18 protein-coding genes are annotated in these 24,520 nt (G+C 40.8%); 9 read left to right on the top strand and 9 right to left on the bottom strand.

What is annotated here, in order from left to right; all coding sequences use genetic code 11:
* The first annotated feature begins 13 nt into the window (after positions 1–13).
* The 7 genes from ACK2WI_RS08560 (at position 14) to ACK2WI_RS08590 (ending at position 11,393) form a co-directional block, all read left to right on the top strand.
* On the top strand, positions 14–1,174 hold the full coding sequence (locus tag ACK2WI_RS08560; protein ID WP_093098974.1) for a 1-deoxy-D-xylulose-5-phosphate reductoisomerase: 1,161 nt from the start codon (positions 14–16) through the stop codon (positions 1,172–1,174).
* Positions 1,175–1,212: 38 nt separating this feature from the next.
* Positions 1,213–2,523, top strand: a complete 1,311-nt coding sequence (gene rseP / locus ACK2WI_RS08565; protein WP_093098976.1) for an RIP metalloprotease RseP — start codon at positions 1,213–1,215, stop codon at positions 2,521–2,523.
* A gap of 290 nt (positions 2,524–2,813) precedes the next feature.
* Positions 2,814–3,914 (top strand): glutamine-hydrolyzing carbamoyl-phosphate synthase small subunit, encoded by a 1,101-nt coding sequence (gene carA / locus ACK2WI_RS08570; RefSeq protein ID WP_312696619.1) that lies wholly within the window; start codon positions 2,814–2,816, stop codon positions 3,912–3,914.
* Between the two features lie 314 nt (positions 3,915–4,228).
* Positions 4,229–5,527 (top strand): phosphopyruvate hydratase, encoded by a 1,299-nt coding sequence (gene eno, locus ACK2WI_RS08575; protein ID WP_313367583.1) that lies wholly within the window; start codon positions 4,229–4,231, stop codon positions 5,525–5,527.
* Positions 5,528–5,737: 210 nt separating this feature from the next.
* Positions 5,738–6,043: a septum formation initiator family protein gene (locus tag ACK2WI_RS08580; RefSeq protein ID WP_093098980.1), complete on the top strand. Its 306-nt coding sequence runs from the start codon at positions 5,738–5,740 to the stop codon at positions 6,041–6,043.
* A gap of 725 nt (positions 6,044–6,768) precedes the next feature.
* Positions 6,769–9,876, top strand: a complete 3,108-nt coding sequence (locus ACK2WI_RS08585; RefSeq protein ID WP_409150388.1) for a SusC/RagA family TonB-linked outer membrane protein — start codon at positions 6,769–6,771, stop codon at positions 9,874–9,876.
* A gap of 17 nt (positions 9,877–9,893) precedes the next feature.
* Complete coding sequence (locus ACK2WI_RS08590) at positions 9,894–11,393, top strand: RagB/SusD family nutrient uptake outer membrane protein (protein ID WP_093098984.1); 1,500 nt, start codon at positions 9,894–9,896, stop codon at positions 11,391–11,393.
* Positions 11,394–12,035: 642 nt separating this feature from the next.
* Here the strand turns inward: ACK2WI_RS08590 and ACK2WI_RS08595 are convergent.
* The 6 genes from ACK2WI_RS08595 to ACK2WI_RS08620 form a co-directional block, all read right to left on the bottom strand.
* Complete coding sequence (locus ACK2WI_RS08595; RefSeq protein WP_313367585.1) at positions 12,036–12,737, bottom strand: FkbM family methyltransferase; 702 nt, start codon at positions 12,735–12,737, stop codon at positions 12,036–12,038.
* 46 nt (positions 12,738–12,783) lie between these two features.
* Positions 12,784–14,148 (bottom strand): pyridoxal-phosphate dependent enzyme, encoded by a 1,365-nt coding sequence (locus ACK2WI_RS08600; RefSeq protein ID WP_093098987.1) that lies wholly within the window; start codon positions 14,146–14,148, stop codon positions 12,784–12,786.
* A 49-nt stretch (positions 14,149–14,197) separates the two neighbouring features.
* On the bottom strand, positions 14,198–15,037 hold the full coding sequence (locus ACK2WI_RS08605) for an AMP nucleosidase (protein WP_093098988.1): 840 nt from the start codon (positions 15,035–15,037) through the stop codon (positions 14,198–14,200).
* Positions 15,038–15,106: 69 nt separating this feature from the next.
* On the bottom strand, positions 15,107–16,357 hold the full coding sequence (gene clpX / locus ACK2WI_RS08610) for an ATP-dependent Clp protease ATP-binding subunit ClpX (protein ID WP_093098990.1): 1,251 nt from the start codon (positions 16,355–16,357) through the stop codon (positions 15,107–15,109).
* 5 nt (positions 16,358–16,362) lie between these two features.
* The gene (clpP, locus tag ACK2WI_RS08615) at positions 16,363–17,064 is read right to left on the bottom strand and encodes an ATP-dependent Clp endopeptidase proteolytic subunit ClpP (RefSeq protein ID WP_093098991.1); all 702 of its coding nucleotides are present in this window, start codon (positions 17,062–17,064) and stop codon (positions 16,363–16,365) included.
* A gap of 41 nt (positions 17,065–17,105) precedes the next feature.
* Positions 17,106–17,576, bottom strand: coding sequence for a type I restriction enzyme HsdR N-terminal domain-containing protein (locus ACK2WI_RS08620; protein WP_093098993.1), 471 nt, complete (start codon positions 17,574–17,576; stop codon positions 17,106–17,108).
* A 72-nt stretch (positions 17,577–17,648) separates the two neighbouring features.
* On the opposite strand from ACK2WI_RS08620, the gene holA reads away from it, so the two are divergent.
* Together holA and ACK2WI_RS08630 are read left to right on the top strand one after the other, a co-directional pair.
* Positions 17,649–18,656 carry a DNA polymerase III subunit delta gene (gene holA / locus ACK2WI_RS08625; protein WP_093098994.1) on the top strand — a complete coding sequence of 336 codons (1,008 nt, stop codon included), beginning with the start codon at positions 17,649–17,651 and terminating at the stop codon, positions 18,654–18,656.
* Between the two features lie 4 nt (positions 18,657–18,660).
* Positions 18,661–19,227, top strand: a complete 567-nt coding sequence (locus ACK2WI_RS08630) for a hypothetical protein (protein WP_409150389.1) — start codon at positions 18,661–18,663, stop codon at positions 19,225–19,227.
* A gap of 478 nt (positions 19,228–19,705) precedes the next feature.
* On the opposite strand, the gene ACK2WI_RS08635 is transcribed toward ACK2WI_RS08630, so the two are convergent.
* The 3 genes from ACK2WI_RS08635 to ACK2WI_RS08645 all read right to left on the bottom strand — a co-directional run bounded on the left by ACK2WI_RS08635 (position 19,706) and on the right by ACK2WI_RS08645 (position 24,499).
* Complete coding sequence (locus ACK2WI_RS08635) at positions 19,706–19,885, bottom strand: hypothetical protein (RefSeq protein WP_409150391.1); 180 nt, start codon at positions 19,883–19,885, stop codon at positions 19,706–19,708.
* Positions 19,886–20,145: 260 nt separating this feature from the next.
* Positions 20,146–23,316 carry an efflux RND transporter permease subunit gene (locus ACK2WI_RS08640; RefSeq protein ID WP_093099000.1) on the bottom strand — a complete coding sequence of 1,057 codons (3,171 nt, stop codon included), beginning with the start codon at positions 23,314–23,316 and terminating at the stop codon, positions 20,146–20,148.
* 28 nt (positions 23,317–23,344) lie between these two features.
* The gene (locus ACK2WI_RS08645; RefSeq protein ID WP_409150392.1) at positions 23,345–24,499 is read right to left on the bottom strand and encodes an efflux RND transporter periplasmic adaptor subunit; all 1,155 of its coding nucleotides are present in this window, start codon (positions 24,497–24,499) and stop codon (positions 23,345–23,347) included.
* Positions 24,500–24,520: the final 21 nt, after the last annotated feature.

Here is a 24,520-nt window from a genome sequence, read left to right on the forward strand (position 1 = left end):
AATCATTTAAGTTTTGAGTAAAAGGAAATTAGCCATATTAGGTTCTACGGGCAGTATTGGGACACAGACCTTAGAAGTAGTAGAACAATATCCTGATCATTTTTCGATTACTGTACTCTCTGCCGGAAGAAACGCCGATTTATTGATCCAACAGGCTCTTAAGTTCAAACCAGCTGCGGTTGTCGTTTGTGAAAAGGCTGCCTTTGAGAAGGTGAGAGATACTTTGCAGGGCAAGGGGATAGAGGTGCTGTTTGGTGAAGATGCTCTCGTGGAAACGGTGCAAAGGGATGATATTGACATCGTCTTGACGGCGGTAGTAGGAGCAGTAGGGCTGAGGCCAACGGTGGCAGCCATTGAGTCGGGTAAGGATATCGCCCTGGCAAATAAAGAGACTTTAGTAGTAGCTGGGGAATTGATAACTGGCTTGGTTGAAAAACATCAGGTTAAATTGTTGCCGGTAGATTCAGAGCATTCCGCTATATTTCAATGCTTGGCTGGTGAAGAAGCCAACCCTATTGAGAAGATTATCCTTACTGCCTCGGGAGGTCCTTTTCGAGGAAAATCAATTGAAGATCTAAAGTCCGTTACGAAAGCGCAAGCTTTGAAGCACCCGAATTGGACCATGGGCGCTAAAATAACGATTGACTCGGCTTCCTTGATGAATAAAGGCCTAGAGGTGATTGAGGCCAAATGGTTGTTTGGTTTGGAATATGACCAAATCGACGTAATCATCCATCCGCAATCTATTATACACTCTTTGGTGCAATTTGAAGATGGTTCATTGAAAGCTCAGATGGGCTTGCCAGACATGAAACTTCCTATTCAATATGCATTGACCTATCCGAAGCGATTTGAGAATAATTTCAAGCGTTTTAATTTCTTGGACTACCCGAATTTGACTTTTGAACAGCCAGATATGGAGGTTTTCCGTAATCTGAAGTTGGCTTTTCAGGCTCTTGAGGCGGGTGGTAATGCGGCCTGTGTGCTGAATGGTGCCAACGAAATCGTAGTGGAAGCTTTTTTGAATGATCGAGTAGGATTTTTACAGATGAGTGAAATCATTGAAGAGACATTGTGTCAGGTGAAATCACAAAAAACGTTAAGTTTAGAGGATTATTTGCAGTTCGATTTGGAAAGCCGGACTGTGGCACGAAGTTTAATAGAACGTATTTAAATAATTAAATAGTAAATAAAATAATAAAAATATAATCGATGGGAATTGTAATCATGATTGGGCAGGTACTTTTAGGCTTGTCATTATTAATCATCTTGCATGAGCTTGGGCACTTTCTAGCTGCACGAGCATTCGGAATCAAGGTGGAGAAGTTTTATCTTTTCTTTGATGCCTGGGGTGTGAAATTGTTCAAATTCAATTATAAAGGTTGTGAGTATGGTGTGGGCTGGTTGCCATTGGGTGGCTATGTGAAGATTGCGGGTATGATCGATGAATCGATGGATACCGAACAGATGAAAGGGGAGCCACAACCATGGGAATTCCGTTCTAAACCAGCTTGGCAACGTTTGATCGTCATGTTAGGCGGTATTATTGTCAATGTGATCGTGGGTATTGTTGTTTTTTGGATGTTGACCTTTAAATATGGTACTACTGACTTTAACAATACGCAACTTTATGGTGTGAAACCGGGCATTATCGGTGAGAAGGTAGGCTTGAAAGAAGGGGATAAGATCCTTGCCGTGAATGGTAAAAAAGCAAACCTATTCTACCAAGATCTATTGACTTCTGAGGTATTGATGGGCGATGCGGTATTGACCGTTGAACGTGCTGGTCAGCAAATGGAGATCAAGTTGCCTAGTGATATCCTGAATGATATTTCTGAGCATAAGAAGAACGAATTGGTTCAACCTATGTTCAAGATGCTTCCGGTGACTATGGTCGAAAAGAATAGCAGGGCCGAGAAGATGGGACTGCAAGTAGGGGATAGCATCGTGTCGATCAATGGTGTTCAGGTGCAGCAACTAGATCAGTTCAAATCTGAATTGGCAGCTAACAAGAATAAGGAAGTTAATTTGGATATTGTACGTAAGGGAAGTCCGATGGCTTTAAAAGCGGCAGCAGATAGCTCTTCTACTTTAGGTTTCTTGAACCTTCCTGTTGTACAGCATAAATATGGCTTTATGGAATCATTGCCGTTGGGAGCTAGCAAAGCTTTCTCGGTAATCACGGATAATATCAAAGGTTTCGGAAAGATCTTCAAAGGTGAGGTTCGTGCGGATAAAGCGCTTTCAGGTCCAGTTGGGATTGCGACCATGTTTGGTACTGAGGTGGATTGGTTGAGGTTCTGGAGCTTGGTGGGTATGCTTTCTATGGCATTGGCATTTATGAATATCCTGCCTATTCCAGCTTTGGATGGTGGCCACGTGATCTTTTTGTTGATTGAGATGATCCAAGGGAAACCGCTGAGTGATAAATTCTTGGAGAAGGCACAGATCGTGGGTTTCTTCATTATTATAGCCTTGATGATATTCGTGTTTGGAAATGATATTTTCAAGCTGACGAAGTAATAGAAATTAAAAGAATTTAAGGGCCCTGAGGTATATTGATCTCTGGGCTTTTTTTGTGCATGTTGGCTTAAGAATAAAATAAAAAACTATTGTTTCTGAATTAAAATAATTTGTACCTTTGTCTCCCGATAAAAATGAAAGAGACCTTCTACCCAATAGCATTTCAAAAAGTAGTTTCTACTTCTCGTCAATATTTTAATTGATCTGTTAGCCCGTTTGGGCTTTTTTTATGTTTAGGAGTTAAGGAAATCTATCAGTAATTTAGTGATACGTTTTAACTAGAAATAAGAATGACCAACTACAGCAAATTGCCAGCAATTTTAGTCCTAGAGGATGGAACAGTTTTTCATGGTAAAGCCGCAGGAAAGATCGGTACTACCACAGGTGAGATTTGTTTCAACACTGGTACGACTGGCTACCAAGAGATCTTTACAGATCCTTCCTATTATGCACAGATCATGGTTACGACCAATGCGCATATCGGAAACTATGGTATCGATGATGAGGATGAAGAGTCTAGAAAGATTCAGATTGCAGGTTTAGTTTGTAAGAACTATAACATCAACTACAGTCGTAAAATGGCTGACCAATCTATCCAGAATTATTTCGAAGAGGAGAATTTGGTGGGTATCTCGGATATCGATACGCGTTCATTGGTTCGTCATATCCGTAGTAAAGGTGCGATGAATGCTATCATTTCTTCAGAGAACCTAGATGTAGATTCTTTGAAAGCTGAATTGGCTAAGGTGCCTTCAATGGCTGGATTAGAGCTTTCTTCTCAGGTTTCTACGACCGAGCCATACTACTATGGTGAAGAGGGCGCTCCGACTCGTATTGCTGTATTGGATTTAGGGATCAAAAAGAACATCTTGAGAAACTTTGATTCTCGTCAGGTATATGCTAAGGTTTTCCCTGCTAAAACTACCTTCGCAGAAATGCAAGAATGGAATCCAGATGGTTTCTTCATTTCAAATGGTCCTGGTGACCCTGCTGCAATGGATTACGCTATCCAAACTGTAAAAGATATCTTAGCTGCTGATAAACCGATGTTCGGGATTTGTCTTGGTCACCAAATCTTGGCACTTGCAAATGATATCAGAACGCAAAAAATGCACAATGGTCACAGAGGTATAAACCACCCTGTAAAGAATATTATCGCTAATAAATGTGAGATTACTTCTCAAAACCATGGTTTTGGTGTAGTAGCGGAAGATATTGAGAAGTCGGATAAAGTTGAGATCACTCACGTAAACTTAAATGACAATTCTATTGAAGGAATCCGCGTGAAAGGCAAGAATGCTTTCTCGGTACAATATCACCCAGAATCATCTCCAGGTCCACACGATTCAAGATATCTATTCGATGATTTTATCGCAATGGTAAAAGGATAGTTTCAAATAAAATATTTTAGGAGGTCGCATCGTGAAGATGTGACCTTTTTTTTGTCATCTATTTTAGGAGGAGGGAATAAGGCTAATCAATAGGTGATGGTCTTGTGCGGAGAGTATAAGTATTGGTATATCTGTTGGGTTTGCGATTTTCATAATAATCAATGCAGGCATGATTTAATTTTTCTATGCATTAGGGCGAATCACTTAGATTTTTCATATTTTTGATAAAGCAAGAATTATTGTTATATTAGTGTCTTAAATACACTAAGTAGAGTATTTAACTAAGGAAGATATTTAAATAAACCACACATAAAATGAGCTTGATAATTGACGTACATGCGCGCCAGATTTTAGATTCGCGCGGAAATCCTACGATAGAAGTTGATGTAACAACGCAAAACGGTTTTGTTGGCCGTGCAGCAGTTCCCTCAGGAGCTTCTACAGGTGCACACGAAGCGGTAGAATTACGCGACGGTGATAAAAAGAAATACTTAGGTAAAGGTGTTTTGAAAGCTGTTGAAAACGTAAATACTAAGATTGCAAAAGCTTTAGAAGGTGTTGACGTATTTGAACAAAACGCAATCGACAAATTGATGATCGATTTAGATGGTTCTGAAAACAAAGGTAAATTAGGTGCTAACGCGATCTTAGGTGTTTCTTTAGCGGTTGCTAAAGCTGCAGCCCAAGAAAGCCGTCAGCCTCTATATCGTTATATCGGTGGTGTAAATGCAAATACACTTCCTCTACCAATGATGAACATTGTGAACGGTGGTGCTCACTCTGATGCGCCTATCGCTTTCCAAGAGTTCATGATCATGCCTGTGGGCGCTGAGTCTTTCTCAGAAGCTTTACGTTGGGGTGCTGAGGTTTTTCATAGCCTTAAGAAAATCCTTCACGACCGTAACTTGTCTACAGCAGTAGGTGATGAAGGTGGTTTTGCTCCAACTTTTGAAGGTACTGAAGATGCTATCGAAACTATCTTGGAAGCTATTAAAAAAGCGGGTTACAAACCAGGAAAGGAAATCTGTCTTGCCTTAGACTGTGCTTCGACTGAGTTCTTCGAAAAAGGTAAATACGATTACGCTAAATTCGAAGGTAAAGGTGCTGCGGTTCGTACTATCGAAGAGCAAGTAGATTACCTAGCTGAATTGACTGCTAAATACCCTATTATCTCAATTGAGGACGGTATGGCAGAAGATGATTGGAAAGGTTGGAAATTGTTAACTGAGAAGATCGGTGACCGTGTACAATTAGTTGGTGACGATTTATTTGTTACAAACACTAAACGTCTTCAAGAAGGTATCGACAAAGGTATTGGTAACTCAATCTTAGTAAAAGTTAACCAAATCGGTTCTTTGACTGAGACTATCAATGCTGTTCATTTGGCTCAGACCAATGGTTATACTTCAGTAATGTCTCACCGTTCTGGTGAAACAGAAGATACTACCATTGCTGACTTAGCGGTAGCATTAAACTGTGGTCAAATCAAAACGGGTTCAATCTCTCGTTCAGACCGGATTGCTAAATACAATCAATTGTTGCGTATCGAAGAAGAATTAGGCGAGAATGCAAAATTCATCGGAAAAGATTTTAAATACGCTCCGAAAAAATAATTGACCTTAAGGTCAGAAAAGGGAACCAAGCGGTTCCCTTTTTTTATGCTTTTCGTTTTCACGAATTGAGTTTAGGTACTTTGCAGCGCCTCTAAATTTTAAAAAGATTTAGTTTTCCACAATGGTTAATTTAATTACTGTTTCTCCCCTTGTATTGTTCATCTTAAAATAGTTATCTTTAACCGAATTTTAATTGCTTTGGTCTAGCCTATGGAACGTTTCATCAATACTATCCGTAATCAATATCTTATCGCAGGAGTTGCATTCTTAGTTTGGATGTGTTTTTTCGATCGTTACGACATTGCTACCCAATACAACTTTCAGACTGAAAAAACCAAATTGGAACAGGAGAAAGAATACTATACCAATGAAATTGAAAGTATATCCCAATCCATTAAGGATGTACAATACAACCAAAGTGAGATCCAACGCATTGCTCGCGAGAAATACAAGATGAAAAAAGACCAAGAAGATGTCTATATCATCACCGAAATAGACGCTCCAGGGTCTAATTAGTTACAATCCACAACTAGTTTTAAATTTAATACAGTGATATCGCTCTGCGATTATCATATTATTGTCATTTAATCTACTCGCCTAACCTCCCTCTTTTCTTATTCCTGTTTCCTTAATTCTGATAAATTCGTAGGATAGAATCTGCGCTGAAGTAGGTCCACAGGCTGTTTTTTCGATTTAGCTAACCAAATGAAATCAAATTAAATAATTGACAACCAAATTGGATAAAAAGAGAAAGAATTATTCTTATAATGAATAATTGCAATTCTTCTTGGAATTGCCATAGTAGTTATATTTTAATCAAAAAATTATCAAAATTTCTAAAAACGCCCTAAATATGTTTTAATTCCATTTAAACAGGCAGTTTGTTTTGCTAAAAATTGAAAATAAAATTTCGTATTTACGGAAAGAGTGTGTTGTTAATTCTGAATCATAAGAAAATTAGATAAACTATAGTTAGATTATTAATGAATAGAGACAACTAAGTTGAAATATTACCCTAACAAATTCTATTCAATAAATATTTTTACTTAAAACGTTTAATAATGATAAAATATTGACTTTTTTAATATTTTTACGGCATTAATAACTATTTATTTAGCCGTAAGTCTAATTTTTATTAACAATTACAATTAAAAGATCAATTTTTTATGAAACAAAAATTACTCTGTCTTCTTTTTGTGTTTACATGCCTAATTGGGCAAACGTTTGCGCAAAATCAAAATTTGAGTGGTACAGTTACCTCGGCGAACGATGGGCAAGCATTGCCTGGTGTATCAGTTCGTGTGTCTGGTTCAACTAACGCGACTCAAACAGATGCTAACGGTAAGTACACATTGACCAATGTGGCTTCTGGAAGTAGCATCACATTCTCATTTATCGGTTATGCTTCGCAGACCGTAACTGTTAGCAACAATAACATCATTAATGTTCAATTAAGCTTATCAGGCGAAGAACTTGATGAGGTTGTTGTCGTTGCCTATGGTACAGCTAAGAAATCTGAAGTAACAGGTTCCATGGCTACCATGAGTGCAGAAGATTTGGATAAACGTACTGTATCCAACGTATCGAATGCGTTGGCAGGTATGGCTCCAGGTATCTCTGTTTCTTCAGGAAATGGTCAGCCAGGATCAGGTGCTAGTGTACGTTTAAGAGGTATCGGTTCCATGAGTGCTTCAAGTTCTCCTTTGTACGTGGTGGACGGTGCTGTATTTGATGGTAACATCGGAGACCTAAATGCAGATGATATCGAAAGCATCTCTATCTTAAAGGATGCAACTTCTGCAGCATTGTACGGATCTAGAGCTGGAAACGGTGTGATCATGATCACAACGAAAAAAGGTCGCGGTGCTACTAAATTAAATGTTGGCTTAACTCAAGGTATTACGCAAAGAGGTATCCAAGAATACGAAACAGTAGGAATCAATGATTACTACCCAGTAGCATTCCAAGCTATCAAAAACTCAAGAATGTTCCCTGCTAACGGAAGCCCAGGTGCTTCAGAAGCAGATGCGAATAAATATGCATTCGACAATATCAAGAGATTCTTAGCTTACAACCCTTTCAACGTTGCTGACAATGAAATCGTTTCTTTAGATGGTACGATGAATCCAAATGCAGGTTTGAAATATGATGATTTCAACTGGTTTGATGCTATTCAGCGTGTAGGAAAAAGAACAGATGCCAATATTAACATTGGTGGTAGCAATGAAAAAACTGATTACTACGTTTCATTGGGTTATTTGAACGATCAAGGTTATATCCTTAACTCAGACTTCCAACGTTTCAACGGTAGGATCAATGTAAACTCTCAGATCAAAGATTGGTTAAAAGCAGGTGTTAACATTTCTGGAGCTATGTCAGAAGGCTCATTAGCTTCTGATGCTTCAACAGGAAATGCTAACTCATACGTCAACCCATTCTCTTTCATCAGAGGTTTAGGTTCTATCTACCCAGTGCATGCATTCGACGCTACAACAGGAGCACCAGTGGTTGATCCAGTTACTGGCGAACAATATTATGACTACGGAATGCACCCAGGTGCTATCAACAGACCTTCTGGCGCAAGTCCAGGTAGACATGTGATCTACGAGACCATCTTGAACACTCGTTTGAACAAACGTACGATGTTAGGTGGTAGAGCATTTATGGAAATCAAATTCCTAAAAGATTTCACATTCACTCCTACAGTAACTATCGACCTTTCAAACAGAAACTTCGATTACTCTTGGAACAACAAAGTGGGTGATGGTGTTTCTTACAATGGTTTAGGTTCTGCTGAAAACTACATCACTAAATCATATACTTTCAACCAAGTATTGCAATACAGAAAATCATTTGATTTGCATAACGTTTCAGCAATAGCTGGTCACGAAAACTATGATTATCAATTCAGCAGCAGAAATGCTACTAAAACTGGACAGATTACTTCTGGTATCACTGAATTAGATAACTACGTAACTCCACTTTCTGCAGGAGGTTACAAAAACGTGAACCGTCTTGAGTCTTACTTCGCAAGAGCATCTTATAACTACGATGAGAAGTACTATGCTGATGCATCTTTCAGAACGGATGGTTCTTCAATCTTTGACGATAGCAAAAGATGGGGTAACTTCTTCTCAGTTGGTGCTGCATGGGCAATCAACAAAGAAGACTTTATGTCTAGTGCTACTTGGGTTAACGATTTGAGATTAAAAGCTTCATACGGCCAAGTTGGTAACAACCACCTATTGGATGTAAACGGAAATAGAATCTATTACGGATACCAAGCGCTTTACAACCTTGGATGGTCAAACGGTGGATTGCCAGGAACTGTTCTTAGTTCATTAGCAAACCCTAACTTGACTTGGGAATCTTCAAATACTTTCAACGTAGGTGTGAACTTCTCTTTATTCAACAACAGATTAAGAGGTGAGGCGGAATACTACAAGAGAGGTTCTGACGAGTTATTGTTATCCGTTCCACGTCCTCTTTCTTCTGCCGTTAGTACAGAATTCAGAAACGTTGGTTCCATGTACAATACAGGTTTTGAATTGTCATTAACAGGTGATATCGTAAGAAACGATAACTTCACTTGGACATTGACCAAGAACTTCACGACTTTCAAGAACGAGATCACGAAGATGCCAGTTGAAACTCCAGTGATCACAGCAGGTAACAAGAGAAGAGAAGTGGGTAGAGATTACTACGCTTTCTGGTTGAGACAATATGCTGGTGTTGACCATGCAGATGGTTCTGCTCTTTACATCCCTGCAGATGGTACTGCACAAGAAAACATCCGTGTGGTTGATGGTAAGGAATATGTAACCAACCAAAACTATGCTAAATTCGATTATTCAGGTACTTCTATTCCTGATGTAATGGGATCCATCATCAATACTTTCGACTATAAAGCATTCACTTTATCATTCTTGTTGAACTACCAAATCGGTGGTAAAATCTATGATGGTAACTATGTTGGTTTAATGAGCACCAACTCATATGGTAAATCATACCATGTTGATGCAATGAAAGCATGGACCACTACGAATACAACAAGTGATATCCCTAGATTAGACCAAGCAAACAGCAACAACATCAATGCTGCTTCTACAAGATGGTTAACTAGTGCTTCTTACTTTAGCATCCAAAACGTAAACTTCCAATATAGATTACCAAGCAGCTTGTTGAACAAAATCGACTTGTCTACTGCACGTGTATTCTTCACTGGTGAGAACTTAGCTTTATTCTCGAAACGCAAAGGTATGAATCCAACAGAGAGCTTTGATGGATCAGTATCATCTACTTATTTGCCGACTCGTATTTTCAGCATCGGTGTAAATGTTGGATTTTAATTAGCAGCTGAATTATTATGAAAAAAAGAAATTTAACGATATATGCTTCCGTTTTACTTCTAGCCCTAAGCGGATGTAAAAAGGACTATTTGGAAACCGCTCCAACTGACAAAGTATCTCAAGATGAGATCTTCAGTTCGATTGCCAATGCTAATACAGCATTGAACGGTATCTATAGATTTATGTTTGAGCGTACCACCGTAGTGGATTGGAATGTTCAAAACAAACCAGGTGTAGGTGGTATCATGTTAGGCCTTGACTTTATGGGTGAAGACTTAGGTATCAGTGATGCAAACTGGTTCGGTTCTACTGGTGAAGGTAACTGGCAAGGTGGTCGTAATGACAACCATAAATTGACAGAATACTATTACAGAACTTTCTACAAGATCATTGGTGACTCAAACTTCATCTTGGATAATGTAGACGGTCTTCCAGGTACTGATGAAGAGAAAAACAACTTGAAAGCTCAAGCCTTGACCCTTAGAGCTTATGCTTACTCCAATCTTGTTCAGCTTTATGCTAAAAGATACGATGCAAGCACAGCAAACGATCAATTAGGTGTTCCTTTGGTATTGAAATCTTCAGATGGTGCATTACCAAGATCCACCGTGAAAGACGTATATGCTTCAATCATCAAAGATTTAGATGATGCGGTTGCATTGAACGTTCAAACTAGAGTGAACAAGTCTCATATCAACGTATATGTGACTTACGGTATCCGTGCTAGAGTTGCATTGACTATGCAAGATTACCCGAATGCGATCAAATTTGCTAATTTGGTTATCGAGTCAGGAAGTTTCCCATTGATGAACCAAGATACATACATGAAAGGATTCAACGATGCTCCTTCAATGTCTGAATTTATGTGGGCTTCTATGCCGACGCAAGATCAGATGGATGCTTTCGGATCATACTTTGCGCAGATCGCTTACAATGCGAATACTTCTTTTATGCGTGCAAACCCTAAGAGAATCAACTCTGCATTGTACGAAAAAATCTCTGACACAGACATCAGAAAGAAACTTTGGGAACCAAAACCAACTGCGGCTAACTTCCCATTGCCATTGGCATCTTTCGCTCGTCAAGAGTATATGTCTAGAAAGTTTGCAATCAAATCACCAGGTGGTGCTTTAGGAGATGTTCCTTTGATGAGATCAGCAGAAATGCACTTGATCTTGGCAGAAGCTTATGCTAGCTCAAACCAAACTGCTAATGCACAAGAGGCATTGTTCAACTTTGTGAAAGTTCGTGACCTTGAAGCTACAAAATCTACCAACACTGGTGCTGCTTTATTGGAAGAGATCTGGACTAACAGAAGAACAGAACTTTGGGGCGAAGGATTCAGATTCTACGATTTGAAACGTTTGAACCAACCATTAGACAGAACTGTTGTTCCTAACTATGCTCCTGGAAGTGTAAATGGAATGGTAAAGGTTGCTGCTGGTGCTAAAGATTGGCAGTTCTTATTCCCATTATTGGAATTGAATGCAAACCCAGAAATCAAACAAAACGATTAATTCGTTTTTCTGATCATAATTTTAAAGAGGTTGTCTGAAAAGACAGCCTCTTTTTTTTTGGAGGAAAGGGGGATCTTCTCTGTTACTTTTGGAGCCCAAAAGTAACCAAAAACCTTTGGCTCATTTAAGGTGGCTTTTCGCACAACCCATAGCACATGAAAAGAATGCCTTGTTGTCGGGAATATCTTTTAATAGATCATCCCTTTTGATGGGATGATCTATTAAAAGCATTCCAAGGCCAATCCCATCGCACAGGTCAACGGCATTCTTTCCATTTTTCCGCCACTGGAAATGAGCCGGGTGCTAAAGAACTTCCTTCGGAAAGTAAATGTTTGTATGAAGAACGATCTGAAGGGGGAAATGTGATTTGAACCAGGATGTGGCTCGACTCCCCTTTGACTTCTCAGGGTTCAGCTCGCCAAACGAGGATAAGAGAATGGGCCAAGATTATTTTAACGCTTGAAAGGTGTCCAATTTTCGTAGGGGCTTATTGCATAAGCCCGCCAATAATAGCCTAAAAATCATTCATATATTGCAAAAACGATGTTCGATTAATCGAACATCGTTTTTGCGGTATTTTCAGGCTAATATGCCGTAATTGCTATAATATTGGAATCCTACTAGGGTTTTAGAAAAGCCTTTTTACCCTTTTACTAATGATATTTCTTGGTAGGTATCCGAGATTGCAAAGATCCTATAACCATGATCATGCAATAGCTTAAAGAATTCCTTGCCTTTTTCCTTGCCGTTGGCAAAGAACCTTTCGTGGGTTTCCACAAGGATTTGCTTGATCGGAATGCCAGAGTTCAGTATCCCTTCCATTACAGCGTATTCCGAGCCCTCTATGTCCATCTTCAGCACATCAATGGATTGGTGCCCCAAATCATGTACTATCTCTTTAAACTCCTTTAAAAGCACGTCTACCGAATCGTGTTCATCCACCAAGCTATGGTCATAGACACTTCCGGAAACATGCTCTTTGTTTTTAGGGAGGTGAAAGGTAACCATTTCGGTTTTTTCACCTAATCCAAATGGATGGAAATAAAACTGCTCAGGCGTTTCGTTATTACGGACGTAGTTGATGGATTTCGGGGTAGGGTCGAAACCAAAGACCTTGGCTCCATGTTTCGCTATGATGGCTTTATCAAAAGAGATATCCTCACCGATACCAAAAGAATACACGATGGCATTCTCTGGAACTAGGCTGGGGTCCACATAAAACCCCCCGTATCCGTTACCGTACCATTCCTTGGCACGTTTTTCTTCTACGTCAATAAAAGCAATCTTTCCGATACGCGCTTTAATCCAATATTCTAATCTTTTAAGTTTATCGTTTCTTTCCATTCCTTGGGGTAGATTAATTTAAATATACCCAAAAAATGGAAATATCCTAAACTTCTGAAATGGCGTTAATAATATCGTATTGCGTGATGATATTGATCCTTCCAAAATCATCCTCCACCAATACCGCTTGGGTATCTTTGTTGATCAATCCTGAAATCTTATCAATCGAAGTATTCAGGTCCACAAATGGGAATGGTTTAGAGGTAATCTCCTCTACTGCCGATGATTTTAACGAAGGATTTTCAAGTAATGCCGACAGGATATCAGACTCTGTTACTTTCCCAATGACCATACCCTGTTGGGTGACAGGTATTTGGGAGATGTTCAGGGATTTCATGATGTTGAAGGTTTCAACAACGGTCTGGTTGGCGTCTGCGGTGACGATAGCTTGTTCACCACGTTTTTTAAGGATTGATTTTGCAGTCAGTTTTTCATCTTTCAGGAATCCGCGCTCACGCAACCAATCCTCATTATACATTTTTCCCATGTATCGAGATCCATGGTCATGGAATATCACGACTACCACATCATCTTCCTTTAGGTCTTTCCCTAATTGTAACAAACCTGCCAATGCCGCTCCAGCAGAATTCCCGGCAAAGATACCTTCCTTGCGTGCCAGGTCCCTGGTCATCAAGGCAGCATCCTTATCGGTTACCTTTTCAAAAAGGTCAATCACTGAAAAATCAACATTCTTAGGCAAGAAATCCTCACCTATACCTTCGGTGATATAGGGATAGATTTCATTTTTGTCAAAAATGCCGGTTTCTTTATATTTCTTGAATACAGAACCGTAGGTATCAATTCCCCAAACCTTGATGTTAGGATTCTGCTCCCTTAAATATTTTGCAGTACCAGAGATAGTTCCTCCAGTTCCTACACCTACAACCAGATGGGTGATCTTTCCTTCCGTCTGTTCCCAGATTTCAGGACCTGTCTGCTCATAGTGGGCTTTGGAATTAGAAAGGTTATCATATTGATTCGCCTTCCAAGCATTAGGAACCTCTTTCTCCAATCGGCTTGAAACCGAATAATAGGAGCGAGGATCCTCGGGATCTACGTTGGTCGGGCAAACGATCACTTCCGCACCAAAGGCACGTAGCGCATCGATCTTTTCTTTCGATTGCTTATCCGTGGTGGTAAAAATACAGCGATAACCTTTCACTACTGCCGCCATGGCTAATCCCATTCCGGTATTGCCCGAAGTACCCTCGATGATGGTACCCCCTGGTTTCAATAATCCGGCTTCCTCTGCATCTTCGATCATCTTCAAGGCCATACGGTCCTTGATGGAATTGCCGGGGTTACTGGTTTCGATCTTGGCTAAAATAGTACCCTTTAAATTTTCAGTTATCTTATTTAGTTTGACCAATGGCGTATTTCCAATGGTTTCTAAAATGTTATTATACCACATAGGTGAAGTTTTGTGTCTGTTAGTTGTCTACCACAAAAGTAGATATTTTTTAGAACTTCAGGTGTTTTACTGTTAAGCCATTGTTGATTAATTGCTTCAAAGCGTCAATTCCGATTTTCACGTGTGTTTCCACATAAGACTTGGTCACGGTTACATCCGACTTGTCGGTTTTCACTCCTTCTGGTACCATCGGTTGGTCAGAAACCAATAATAGGGCACCGGTAGGAATCTTGTTGGCAAAGCCTACCGAGAAGATCGTAGCAGTCTCCATATCCACCGCCATGGCGCGGATGCTCTTCAAGTACTTCTTAAATTGTTTGTCATGCTCCCACACACGACGGTTAGTGGTATAGACCGTTCCGGTCCAATAATCTCTTGAGTGGTCACGGATGGTGGTCGAAATTGCTTTCTGCAAGGCGAAGGCCGGTAGTGATGGTACTTCAGGAGGTAAGTAATCATTGGAAGTCCCTTCTCCACGGATTGCAGCGATAGGGAGGATCAGTTCACCAACATCGATCTTCTTTTTCAATACGCCCGTCTTTCCTAGGAAAAGCACTGCTTTAGGGTGGATGGCAGTCAATAGATCCATAACCGTTGCAGCAACTGGCGATCCCATACCAAAGTTGATAATCGTAATGCCGTCTGCAGAACAGGTCTGCATGGGTTTATCCTCACCTAAGATGGGCGCATCGCCATGCATCTGTGAGAACAATTTCACATAATTGCTGAAATTGGTCAACAAAATATATTCCCCAAATTCTTCCAAAGGTCTACCGGTATAACGGGGCAACCAATTGTTTACAATATCTTCTTTTGTCTTTAATCCAGCCGTAATAGGAGAGTTCACCTCTTCGATATTTTCTTGTTTTTCGTCTTTCTTCTTAGTCATAATTTCATCCTTTCTTAATAATTTACTAATACAAAAAACCCTCGCGTGATAGGCGAGGGTTTAGATTTTTTATGCGACTTGCAGTTTCTTAAAGTCCGTCTTTGCAAATTTGTTCTTTGCATAATCCAGACTGATCTGCAAGGTCTTGTCTTCTGAATTTTCCTTATTGCTCGGTGTTTCGAACATGGCATCCAGCATGATAGCCTCACAAATGCTCCGTAACCCACGGGCGCCTAATTTGAACTCCCAAGCTTTGTCAACGATGAAGTCATAGACTTCAGGCTCGAATGACAACTTGATCCCCTCATATTCAAACAATTTAATGTATTGTTTGACCAAGGCATTCTTAGGCTTGGTCAGGATACTCAATAGAGTTTCCTTATCCAATGGGTTCAGATGCGTAAGAACTGGCAAACGACCGATCAACTCAGGGATCAAGCCGAAGTTCTTAAGATCTTGCGGCGTGATGTATTTATATAAGTTGTTCAGGTCAATCTCCTGATCCTCATCTTTCATTTTATAGCCAACAGTTTGGGTTCTCAATCTGTTTGCGATTTTCTTTTGGATACCATCAAATGCACCACCACAGATAAATAGGATGTTGCTGGTATTTACCGAGATCATTTTCTGGTCAGGGTGCTTACGGCCACCTTGAGGTGGAACATTTACATTTGTTCCTTCCAAGATTTTCAATAAGGCCTGTTGTACACCTTCTCCAGATACATCACGGGTGATCGATGGGTTGTCGCTTTTTCTGGCGATTTTGTCAATCTCATCTATATAGATGATTCCACGTTCTGCAGCAGCCACATCATAATCTGCAGCTTGCAATAATCTGGTCAAGATACTTTCCACATCCTCACCTACATATCCTGCTTCGGTCAATACTGTCGCATCCACGATACAGAAAGGTACGTTCAGGATCTTGGCAACTGTTTTGGCCAATAAGGTCTTACCGGTACCCGTTTCTCCTACGATAATCAAGTTGGATTTTTCAATCTCGGTCTCATCCGACTCTACACGTTGGTTTAAACGCTTGTAATGGTTGTAAACCGCTACAGAAATGACTTTCTTCGCATCATCTTGTCCAATCACGTATTGATCCAAATGCTCCTTGATTTCCTTTGGACGGATTAATTTAAGAGCAGTTTGAATAGATTTATTCTTGCGTTGCTTAAGCTCTTCCGCCAATATCTCCCCAGCTTGTTGCACACATCTGTCGCAGATATGCGCACCATCACCCGCAATAAGCATTTGCGCTTCATTTTTACTGATTCCGCAAAATGAGCAATGGATATCTCTATTGTTCGATTTACTCATTGTTATTATTTTGTTTCTTTCTTCTTAGGTAGCAATACCTCATCTATCATACCAAATTCTTTGGCTTCAGCGGCACGCATCCAATAATCACGATCTGATGACTTCTCAACCCAGTCATAAGTCTGGCCAGAGTGATCAGCGATGATCGTGTATAATTCTTCTTTTAACTTCAGCATTTCACGCAAGTTGATCTCCATATCCGCAGCTACACCTTGTGCACCGCCTGATGGTTGGTGGATCATCACGCGCGAGTGACGCAATGCTGCACGTTTACCTTTAGCACCTGCCACTAATAATACCGCACCCATCGATGCTGCCATACCGGTACAGATCGTTGCCACATCTGGTGAAATGTACTGCATGGTGTCATAGATCCCTAGACCTGCATAAACACTACCACCTGGTGAGTTGATGTAAATCTGGATGTCACGTTGCGCATCGGTCGATTGCAAGAACAATAACTGCGCTTGAACGATATTAGCAACCTGATCGTTAATGCCATCTCCTAAAAAGATGATACGGTCCATCATCAAACGTGAAAATACGTCCATCTGAGCAACGTTCAATTGTCTCTCTTCAATGATGTATGGCGTTAAGTTGCTTGGAATTTGTTGTTGTAATCTAGAAATGTAACCATCTACGTGTTGGCTTCCAATTCTATGATGCTTAATAGCATACTTTCTAAATTCGTTTTTATCTATATTCATGTGATTCTTTCTGTCTTTGTGCTACTAATATAATATTTATTTTAATATCCGAAATTTTCCTGCCCAAAAGATGGCAGTTCCGTTATAAATGTAAATTTCTCCTCCTCGAAATCTATCCTGCAATAATAATGCTCAATTCCATTACTGACCAAAAGAAGGGGGATTTTGTAAATACTGTTATAATTTGCGATCTGTTCGAAGGTTTTTTCGGTAATTTTGACAGATGGAGCCTTGAATTCTGCCAAAAGTACGCGCGATCCTTCCCGGTCATAAACCACTAGATCACTCCTTTTCTGCAAGCTGTTCAGCGATAGACCGCCCTCGATCTTCATCAAGGCCATCGGATATTGATAATGTTTGTTCAGATGACTGACCCAATGTTGTCGTACCCACTCCTCCGGTGTCAACAAAAGATGCTTTTTCCGCAGTTCGTCGAAAATAAAATACTGATCCTGTTTTTTGCTGATTTTTGCCGGAAACGGCGGTAAGTTCAAAGGAACCGGTCTAAACATTTACAAAATTACGAAATTTTCCAACCTTTTCCAACAAGCAAAAGTCTATGTATTTTCGTACTTTCGTACAGCATGAATGTCCAATCCATTTTATCCGATATAAAGAAAAAAAAGCTCGCCCCAGTTTACCTGCTGCATGGTGAAGAACCTTACTTTATTGACCTGATTTCTGACGCCATCGAACAAACGGTCCTCGACGATTCCCAAAAGGGCTTCGACCAGTCCGTCGTGTATGGTAAGGATGCGGATTTCTCCAACATCATCAGTATGGCCAAGCGCTATCCCATGATGAGCAACCACCAAGTTATCATCGTCAAGGAAGCACAAAACCTGAAATGGAAAGATGATGAGTTCCTACTGAAATACCTAGAACAACCGACCCCATCGACCGTCTTGGTCTTTGCCCATAAGTACAGCAAATTTGATAAGCGCAAGAAATCCTACAAATCCATGGAAAAGGCAGGTATTGTGCTGGAATCAAATAAGCTTTATGAGGATAAGGTTGCCGGCTGGATCAATGAACAGTTGAATGCTTCAGGAAGAAAGGTGCATCCGCAAGCTGCAGCTCTAATGGCTGAATATTTAGGGACCGACCTTTCCAAGATTGCCAATGAAATAGAGAAACTCCAGTTGAATATCCCCGCCGAGAAGGAAATCACTGCGGTGGATGTGGAGCAAAATATCGGTATCAGTAAGGACTTCAATGTTTTTGAACTGAATACTGCATTGTCCAAGCGAAATGCACTAAAGGCATTCCAGATCGTGGATTATTTTGCCGCCAACCCCAAGAGTAATCCTATGCCAGTTGTGATAGGTTCTTTGGGCACCTATTTTACCAAAATCCTGAAATACCATTACCTCCCAGATAAATCTTCCGCAGTGGCTGCCAAGCAACTCGGAGTACATCCATTTTTCGTCAGGGAATACGAATATGCCGCTAGGAACTTCAATAGAAGGAAAACCTTTGAGATCATCCATCTGATCAAGGAATTCGATTTGAAATCTAAGGGTATGAATGTAGGACACCTGACTGAATCCGGTGATCTATTGACCGAGTTGATCTATAAAATATTAAACTAAGAACATGCAAAAGCTTTTTTCATTTTTTATTCTGATGCTGATCAGTAGCTTGGGTTTTGCCCAAAGCTCTTTTTATACCCTAATCCAAGGCGGTGGAAATTTAGGTGTCCGCAATCCTGGTTACGAAGGCACCTTCAATGGATATTCCCTGCATTTTATTTTTGGGAAAAACTTTGACGATAAAGCCTATTTAGGTTTAGGGATTGGAAATGAAACCTTAAAGGGGGACTATACCAAATCAGGAGAGGCTGGGAATACGGAAGTGAGAAAATCCAAGTATGACCGGAACCTGTTCCCCATATTTATCGATGGCCGATTGCCAGTAAAGGATTTCGGACAAGCTTCTAGGATCGGTTTTGTGGCAAATGCTGGTTATTCCGCCAGTATTGGTCCAGTCTATGACAAGGGTTTTATGGGTAAAGCAGGGCTGTTCTATCTTTATGACTCCCTAAACAAAACCAAATTCACGGTTTCTGCAACCTATGCCTACCAACAATTGCATGGTAGTTTTTATACCAGCAATTTCGACCATCAACATTTGAATGTTTCGGTGGGGATAATGTTGAAGTAATTCGGGACCTATCGGTTAATGCGATATTTGAACCAGGATGGGGTTCGGCTCCGCTCACCCAGCGAAGATGGGAGGATGGGCCAAGATCATTGGCGGTATACCATTTAGCAAGAAATAGCAAAATAATCTTGGTTTATTTATCCTGTGCCGGGTATTAACGGTTAGCGAAGCCGAGGTGCCGATCGACCTTCGGATTAGATCTTGGTCCATCCGAAGTATCTCGAAGCAATGCAAACTTTTAAAATCAAATACAAAATAAATAGTATTGACGTACAGTTCTTCTATCTTCGATAGTTTGTATTCTTCGATATTTTGTATTAGCGTACAGTTCCTGTACCTTCGGTACAGAATGACAAGATCCTAGGGAGGTGAACCGTACAGATTCTTCACTGATCGTTCAGAATTGGAAGTAAGCAAAATAATCTTGGTCCATCCGGTGGGTGAGCGAAGTCGAACCCCAAATCCTTTCTATTCTGGTTCAAATACCAACGGGCATATTCGATATGCCCCTACAGTATGATGGACTTTCCAGCGAAACATTGGCCATAATCTTGGTCCATCCGGTGGGTGAGCGAAGTCGAACCCCAAATCCCTTGAATCCTGGTTCAACACCCACCAAATTTGATTCCTTACCTTTAGAAAATCTTATCAAATTCATAAATTAAAAATTTGCAAAATCTTTTGGACTTCAATCGGACCTCATTCGAGAATCATTTTGAAATTTCCGAATATGTCTCGAATGAGAGCAAAAGAAATCCCGAAGGTTCTTGCCATAGACTTTCCTTATTTTTTCAATTTTCCCACTTTCTTCCATTGCTGAAAAACAGATTAGGCATAACCATAAATTTGGAGAAAAATGCAATAAAAAAGGCTCGTCCATTGCTGGACGAGCCTTTAAAATTATGGAGTTAAACTAAATTAGTGCGCACTTAAGCTTTTCTTTTTCTCCTCATCGAAACTAGCTTCCAATTCGGCTAATTTCTTTTTACCATAAGCCAATCGTGTAATCACAACGAATAGCACTGGTACGATAAAGATGGCAAGGAAAGTCGCTGCGGTCATACCACCGAATACGGTCCAACCAATGGTCTGTCTGGATACAGCACCTGCACCAGTGGACAACATCAATGGAATAATACCTAAGATAAAGGCCAATGATGTCATGATAATTGGACGGAGACGAAGCTTGACAGCGTCTAGTGTTGCTTCAACTAGGTTCATACCAATATCCACCCGCTCTTTGGCAAATTCCACGATCAAGATTGCGTTCTTAGCTGCCAAACCGATAATGGTAACCAAACCGATCTGCGCATAGATATTATTGTCCAAGTTTGGTAATAGGGTCAATGCCAAGATCGCTCCGAAAATACCTAGAGGTACTGATAATAGGATGGAGAATGGTACCGACCAACTCTCATATAGCGATGCCAATAACAAGAACACGAACAAGATACAGAGCGCAAAGATCTGGATGGTCTTGCTACCCGATTGTTTCTCTTGTAAGGACAGGCCGGAGAACTCATACGAATAACCGTCAGACAAAGTCTGTGCAGCTACTTCTTCCAATGCACGGATGGCATCACCGGATGAATAACCAGGACCAGCCTCACCAGAAATCTGGATTGAACGGAAGATATTAAAGTGGTTCACGATGGAAGGGTTCGTGGTCAGTTCATATCTCACTAAGTTTGAAATAGGTACAGGCTGACCTTGTACGTTCTTCACATATAATTTATTGATATCTTCAATGTGCATACGGTAACTGGTATCTGCCTGTGTTACCACACGGAAGTTACGTCCGTATTTGGTAAAGTCATTGACATAACTACTACCTAGGTAAGAAGATATGGTGCTATAGATATTGGAAACCGGCACACCCATACGTTTCGCCATTTCACGATCTACTTGTAATTTATAGTTCGGTGAATTACTGTTGAATAGGGTATAGGCCATTCCGATTTCAGGACGTTGGTTTGCTGCGGCCAAGAATCGGCCAACCATCGCTTCGAAATCTTTGATATCTACTGTTTGTCTATCTTGGATCTCCATGGTAAAACCACCAGCGGTACCCAAACCAGGAATTGGCGGCGGCGTTGCTGCAATAACGGTTGCCTTAGAATAGCCACGGTATTTACCCATGATAGCACCTGTGATATCAGAAACTGTTTTCTGTCTTTCATCCCATGGTTTCAAGGATACGAATAGTGATGCACCGTTTGGTTTAGCAGAACGGTTCAACAAGTTCATACCGTTGATGGACGTCACATAATTGATCTCAGGGAATTCTTTGCGTAAATCATTTGTCAATTCGGTCAATACCTCTTCAGTACGTGCACTGGATGCACCTTCTGGTAAGCTGACCCCCATAAAGAAGATACCACCATCTTCGTTAGGGATAAATCCGGCTTTCTTAGCGGTAAACATCCATCCGGTTCCTACGAAAATACAAACCAAGATAATCAATACTAGTGGAGCGGATTTAATCGCTTTCTTCACGCCTTTTGAATAGCGATAAGTTACTTTATCAAACCAAACGTTGAATTTATAAAAAAACTTGTTCAAGCCTTTTGAATCCTTTGTCGTTGCCGAAGGTTTCAACATGATCGAACATAGAGCAGGTGTTAAGGAAAGTGCGATAAATGCCGATAACATTACGGATACCGCAATGGTAATCGCGAACTGTTGGTACAGTTTACCCACCATTCCTGGGATAAATCCTACCGGAACGAATACTGCCGCCAAGATCAAGGCAATGGCAATAACCGGTGCGGTAATATCTTTCATGGCACGCATGGTCGCTTCTTTGGCATCCATCTTATAATGGTCGATGTAATGCTGGACAGCCTCCACCACAACGATGGCATCATCCACCACAATACCGATGGCGAGCACGAAAGCCAACATCGTTAAGTTGTTGATCGAGAATCCAAATAAGGTAAAGAAGATAAAGGTTCCGACGATGGAAACCGGAATCGCTAATAATGGGATCAAGGTTGCTCTCCAACTTTGTAGGAAGAAGAATACCACCAAGGTTACCAAGATCAAGGCTTCGATTAAGGTATGGATTACCGAGCTGATGGAAGCATTAACCACCGATACAGTTTCATAACCTACCACATAATCTACACCTGAAGGGAATGATTTCTTCAATTCCTCCAAAGTTTTATAGATACCATCGGCAGTTTCCACCGCATTACCACCTGGTGTTTGGGAAATCATCATACCCGATGCTGTATTTCCATTTACCTTGTTGGTAATACCATAGTTAAATTGTCCAAGTTCTACTCTGGCAATATCTTTCAATAGCACGATGGATCCATCAGCATTTGTTTTGACTACGATATTTTCAAATTGATCAACTTCTTCCAAATCGGAGTCCATTACGATCGGGTATTCGAATACTTGCATGTTCTCTTGTGGACGCGCACCCACTGAACCACCCGGCATACGGGAGTTCTGTTCTTGGATAGCAGTATTGACATCCGCTGGAGACATTCCGATATTGGCAAGTTTGTTGGCATCTAACCATACACGCATGGCGAATGGTTGTCCAAATGCTTGCACATCACCCACACCTGGTACACGTAATAAAGCGTCTTTCAAGTATAAGTTAATGTAGTTGGAAAGGAAGTTGATATCGCGGCTGCCATCAGGTGACACCAATGAAACCATCATCAAGATATCGGTATTTACCTTACGTGTGGTTACACCTAAACGGCGTACCGCCTCTGGCAATACCGGTTCTGCGATACTCACACGGTTCTGAACGTCAAGTGTTGCAATATCGATATCGGTACCTACTTCAAAAGTCACTGTGATACGAGAACCACCATCCGAAGTGGAGTTGGAACTCATATAGATCATTCCGGGGGTACCATTGATCTGACTCTCGATAGGAGTCGTTACTGTTTTTTCTACTGTTTGTGCATCCGCACCTGTATAGGTCGCTGAAACCGATACCGTAGGGGGAGCAATATTTGGATATTGACTGATTGGTAAGGTGGTGATCGCGATAACCCCTATGATCGAAATCAATATGGATACCACCATCGCCGTTACCGGCCTTTTAATAAATACTTCTGAGATCATTCGTTAAATATATTTTATGGAACAGCACTTATTTTTTCGGTTGAGCTTGAGGTTGTTGCGGAGCCATAGTCGCTTTATCCACAACTTTTGCGCCTGGCTTCAAGGAGGTTACACCGTCTACTACGACTTTCTCTCCGGGATTGATGCCCTTTGCAATCACCACGCGATCACCTAATTTTTGACCTAAGGTTACTTGTTTCAAGTCTACAGTGTTACTATCAGTCACGGTATATACCGAGAAGGAACCTAATTGCTCGAAAATTGCACGGTAAGGAATTACCACTGCCTCTTCTTTGGAAGTACTTACTACATTCAAGTTTAAGTTCATTCCTGCACGCAGGGTATTGTTAGGGTTGTCGAAAGTCGCTCTAACCTTTAAAGTACCTGTTTGAGGATCAACAGCACGGTCGATCGTAGAGATTCTGCCATGTGAACCATAGGTGCTCGCATCTGGAAGCGTCAAATTGATCTGTGTGCTTGACTTACCTGATTTCAGGTTGCTGAATTCCATGATCTCTTTTTCATTGATCTGGAATTCCACCGCAATAGGATTGGTAGAACTGATGGTGTTCAATAAAGTGGTTCCTGCGGATACCAAAGCTCCGTTACGAACTTGAGAGATACCAACAGTTCCAGAGAATGGAGCCACAATACTAGAACGTTGCAAGTTTACCCTTGCTGTAGTTAAAGCAGCCTCAGCAGCTTGAACCTGTGCTTTTTGATTATTGACATCTGTAAATGCATAATCCAAAGTCTGTTTTGCGATCGCATCCTTGTCTGCTAGGGTCTGATAGCGTTGCAAATCTTTTTCCACACGAGCAAGGTTTGCTCTTGCGATTTCAAGATTGGCTTTAGCTTGGTCCACTGCAGCAGCATAGCGTACGCGGTCGATATCATATAGCTTCTGTCCTTTACTTACATGTGCACCATCAGCTACACTGATGTTTGTGATGTAACCGGAGACTTCTGCTCTAATTTCAGTTTCTTGTAATGGAACAACATTCGCTGGATAGCTATGCTGTCCTGAAACGATTTCATGTTGTACAACAGCCATGGTAACAGGCATCGCCTGTGCTTGCATCTGCCCCGGACCTTGTTGTTTTGCGCCTTCTTTATTGCCACAAGCTGTAAAGAACAGTCCAGAGCCTAAAAGTATTGTTGAAAATAAACGAGTTGTATTCATGTTTTCGTAGTTTCTATTGTG

This window comes from Sphingobacterium sp. BS-2 (assembly GCF_046161205.1).
Lineage (GTDB): Bacteria > Bacteroidota > Bacteroidia > Sphingobacteriales > Sphingobacteriaceae > Sphingobacterium > Sphingobacterium mizutaii.

Coding starts and splice junctions, on each gene's coding strand:
- rseP (WP_093098976.1), top strand. CDS start 1,213: ATGGGAATTGTAATCATGATTGGGCAGGTACTTTTAGGCTTGTCATTA.
- ACK2WI_RS08580 (WP_093098980.1), top strand. CDS start 5,738: ATGGAACGTTTCATCAATACTATCCGTAATCAATATCTTATCGCAGGA.
- ACK2WI_RS08645 (WP_409150392.1), bottom strand. CDS start 24,499: ATGAATACAACTCGTTTATTTTCAACAATACTTTTAGGCTCTGGACTG.
- clpP (WP_093098991.1), bottom strand. CDS start 17,064: ATGAATATAGATAAAAACGAATTTAGAAAGTATGCTATTAAGCATCAT.
- ACK2WI_RS08640 (WP_093099000.1), bottom strand. CDS start 23,316: ATGATCTCAGAAGTATTTATTAAAAGGCCGGTAACGGCGATGGTGGTA.
- eno (WP_313367583.1), top strand. CDS start 4,229: ATGAGCTTGATAATTGACGTACATGCGCGCCAGATTTTAGATTCGCGC.
- ACK2WI_RS08630 (WP_409150389.1), top strand. CDS start 18,661: ATGCAAAAGCTTTTTTCATTTTTTATTCTGATGCTGATCAGTAGCTTG.
- clpX (WP_093098990.1), bottom strand. CDS start 16,357: ATGAGTAAATCGAACAATAGAGATATCCATTGCTCATTTTGCGGAATC.
- ACK2WI_RS08605 (WP_093098988.1), bottom strand. CDS start 15,037: ATGACTAAGAAGAAAGACGAAAAACAAGAAAATATCGAAGAGGTGAAC.
- ACK2WI_RS08595 (WP_313367585.1), bottom strand. CDS start 12,737: ATGGAAAGAAACGATAAACTTAAAAGATTAGAATATTGGATTAAAGCG.
- ACK2WI_RS08600 (WP_093098987.1), bottom strand. CDS start 14,148: ATGTGGTATAATAACATTTTAGAAACCATTGGAAATACGCCATTGGTC.
- ACK2WI_RS08620 (WP_093098993.1), bottom strand. CDS start 17,576: ATGTTTAGACCGGTTCCTTTGAACTTACCGCCGTTTCCGGCAAAAATC.
- ACK2WI_RS08635 (WP_409150391.1), bottom strand. CDS start 19,885: ATGAATTTGATAAGATTTTCTAAAGGTAAGGAATCAAATTTGGTGGGT.
- ACK2WI_RS08590 (WP_093098984.1), top strand. CDS start 9,894: ATGAAAAAAAGAAATTTAACGATATATGCTTCCGTTTTACTTCTAGCC.
- carA (WP_312696619.1), top strand. CDS start 2,814: ATGACCAACTACAGCAAATTGCCAGCAATTTTAGTCCTAGAGGATGGA.
- holA (WP_093098994.1), top strand. CDS start 17,649: ATGAATGTCCAATCCATTTTATCCGATATAAAGAAAAAAAAGCTCGCC.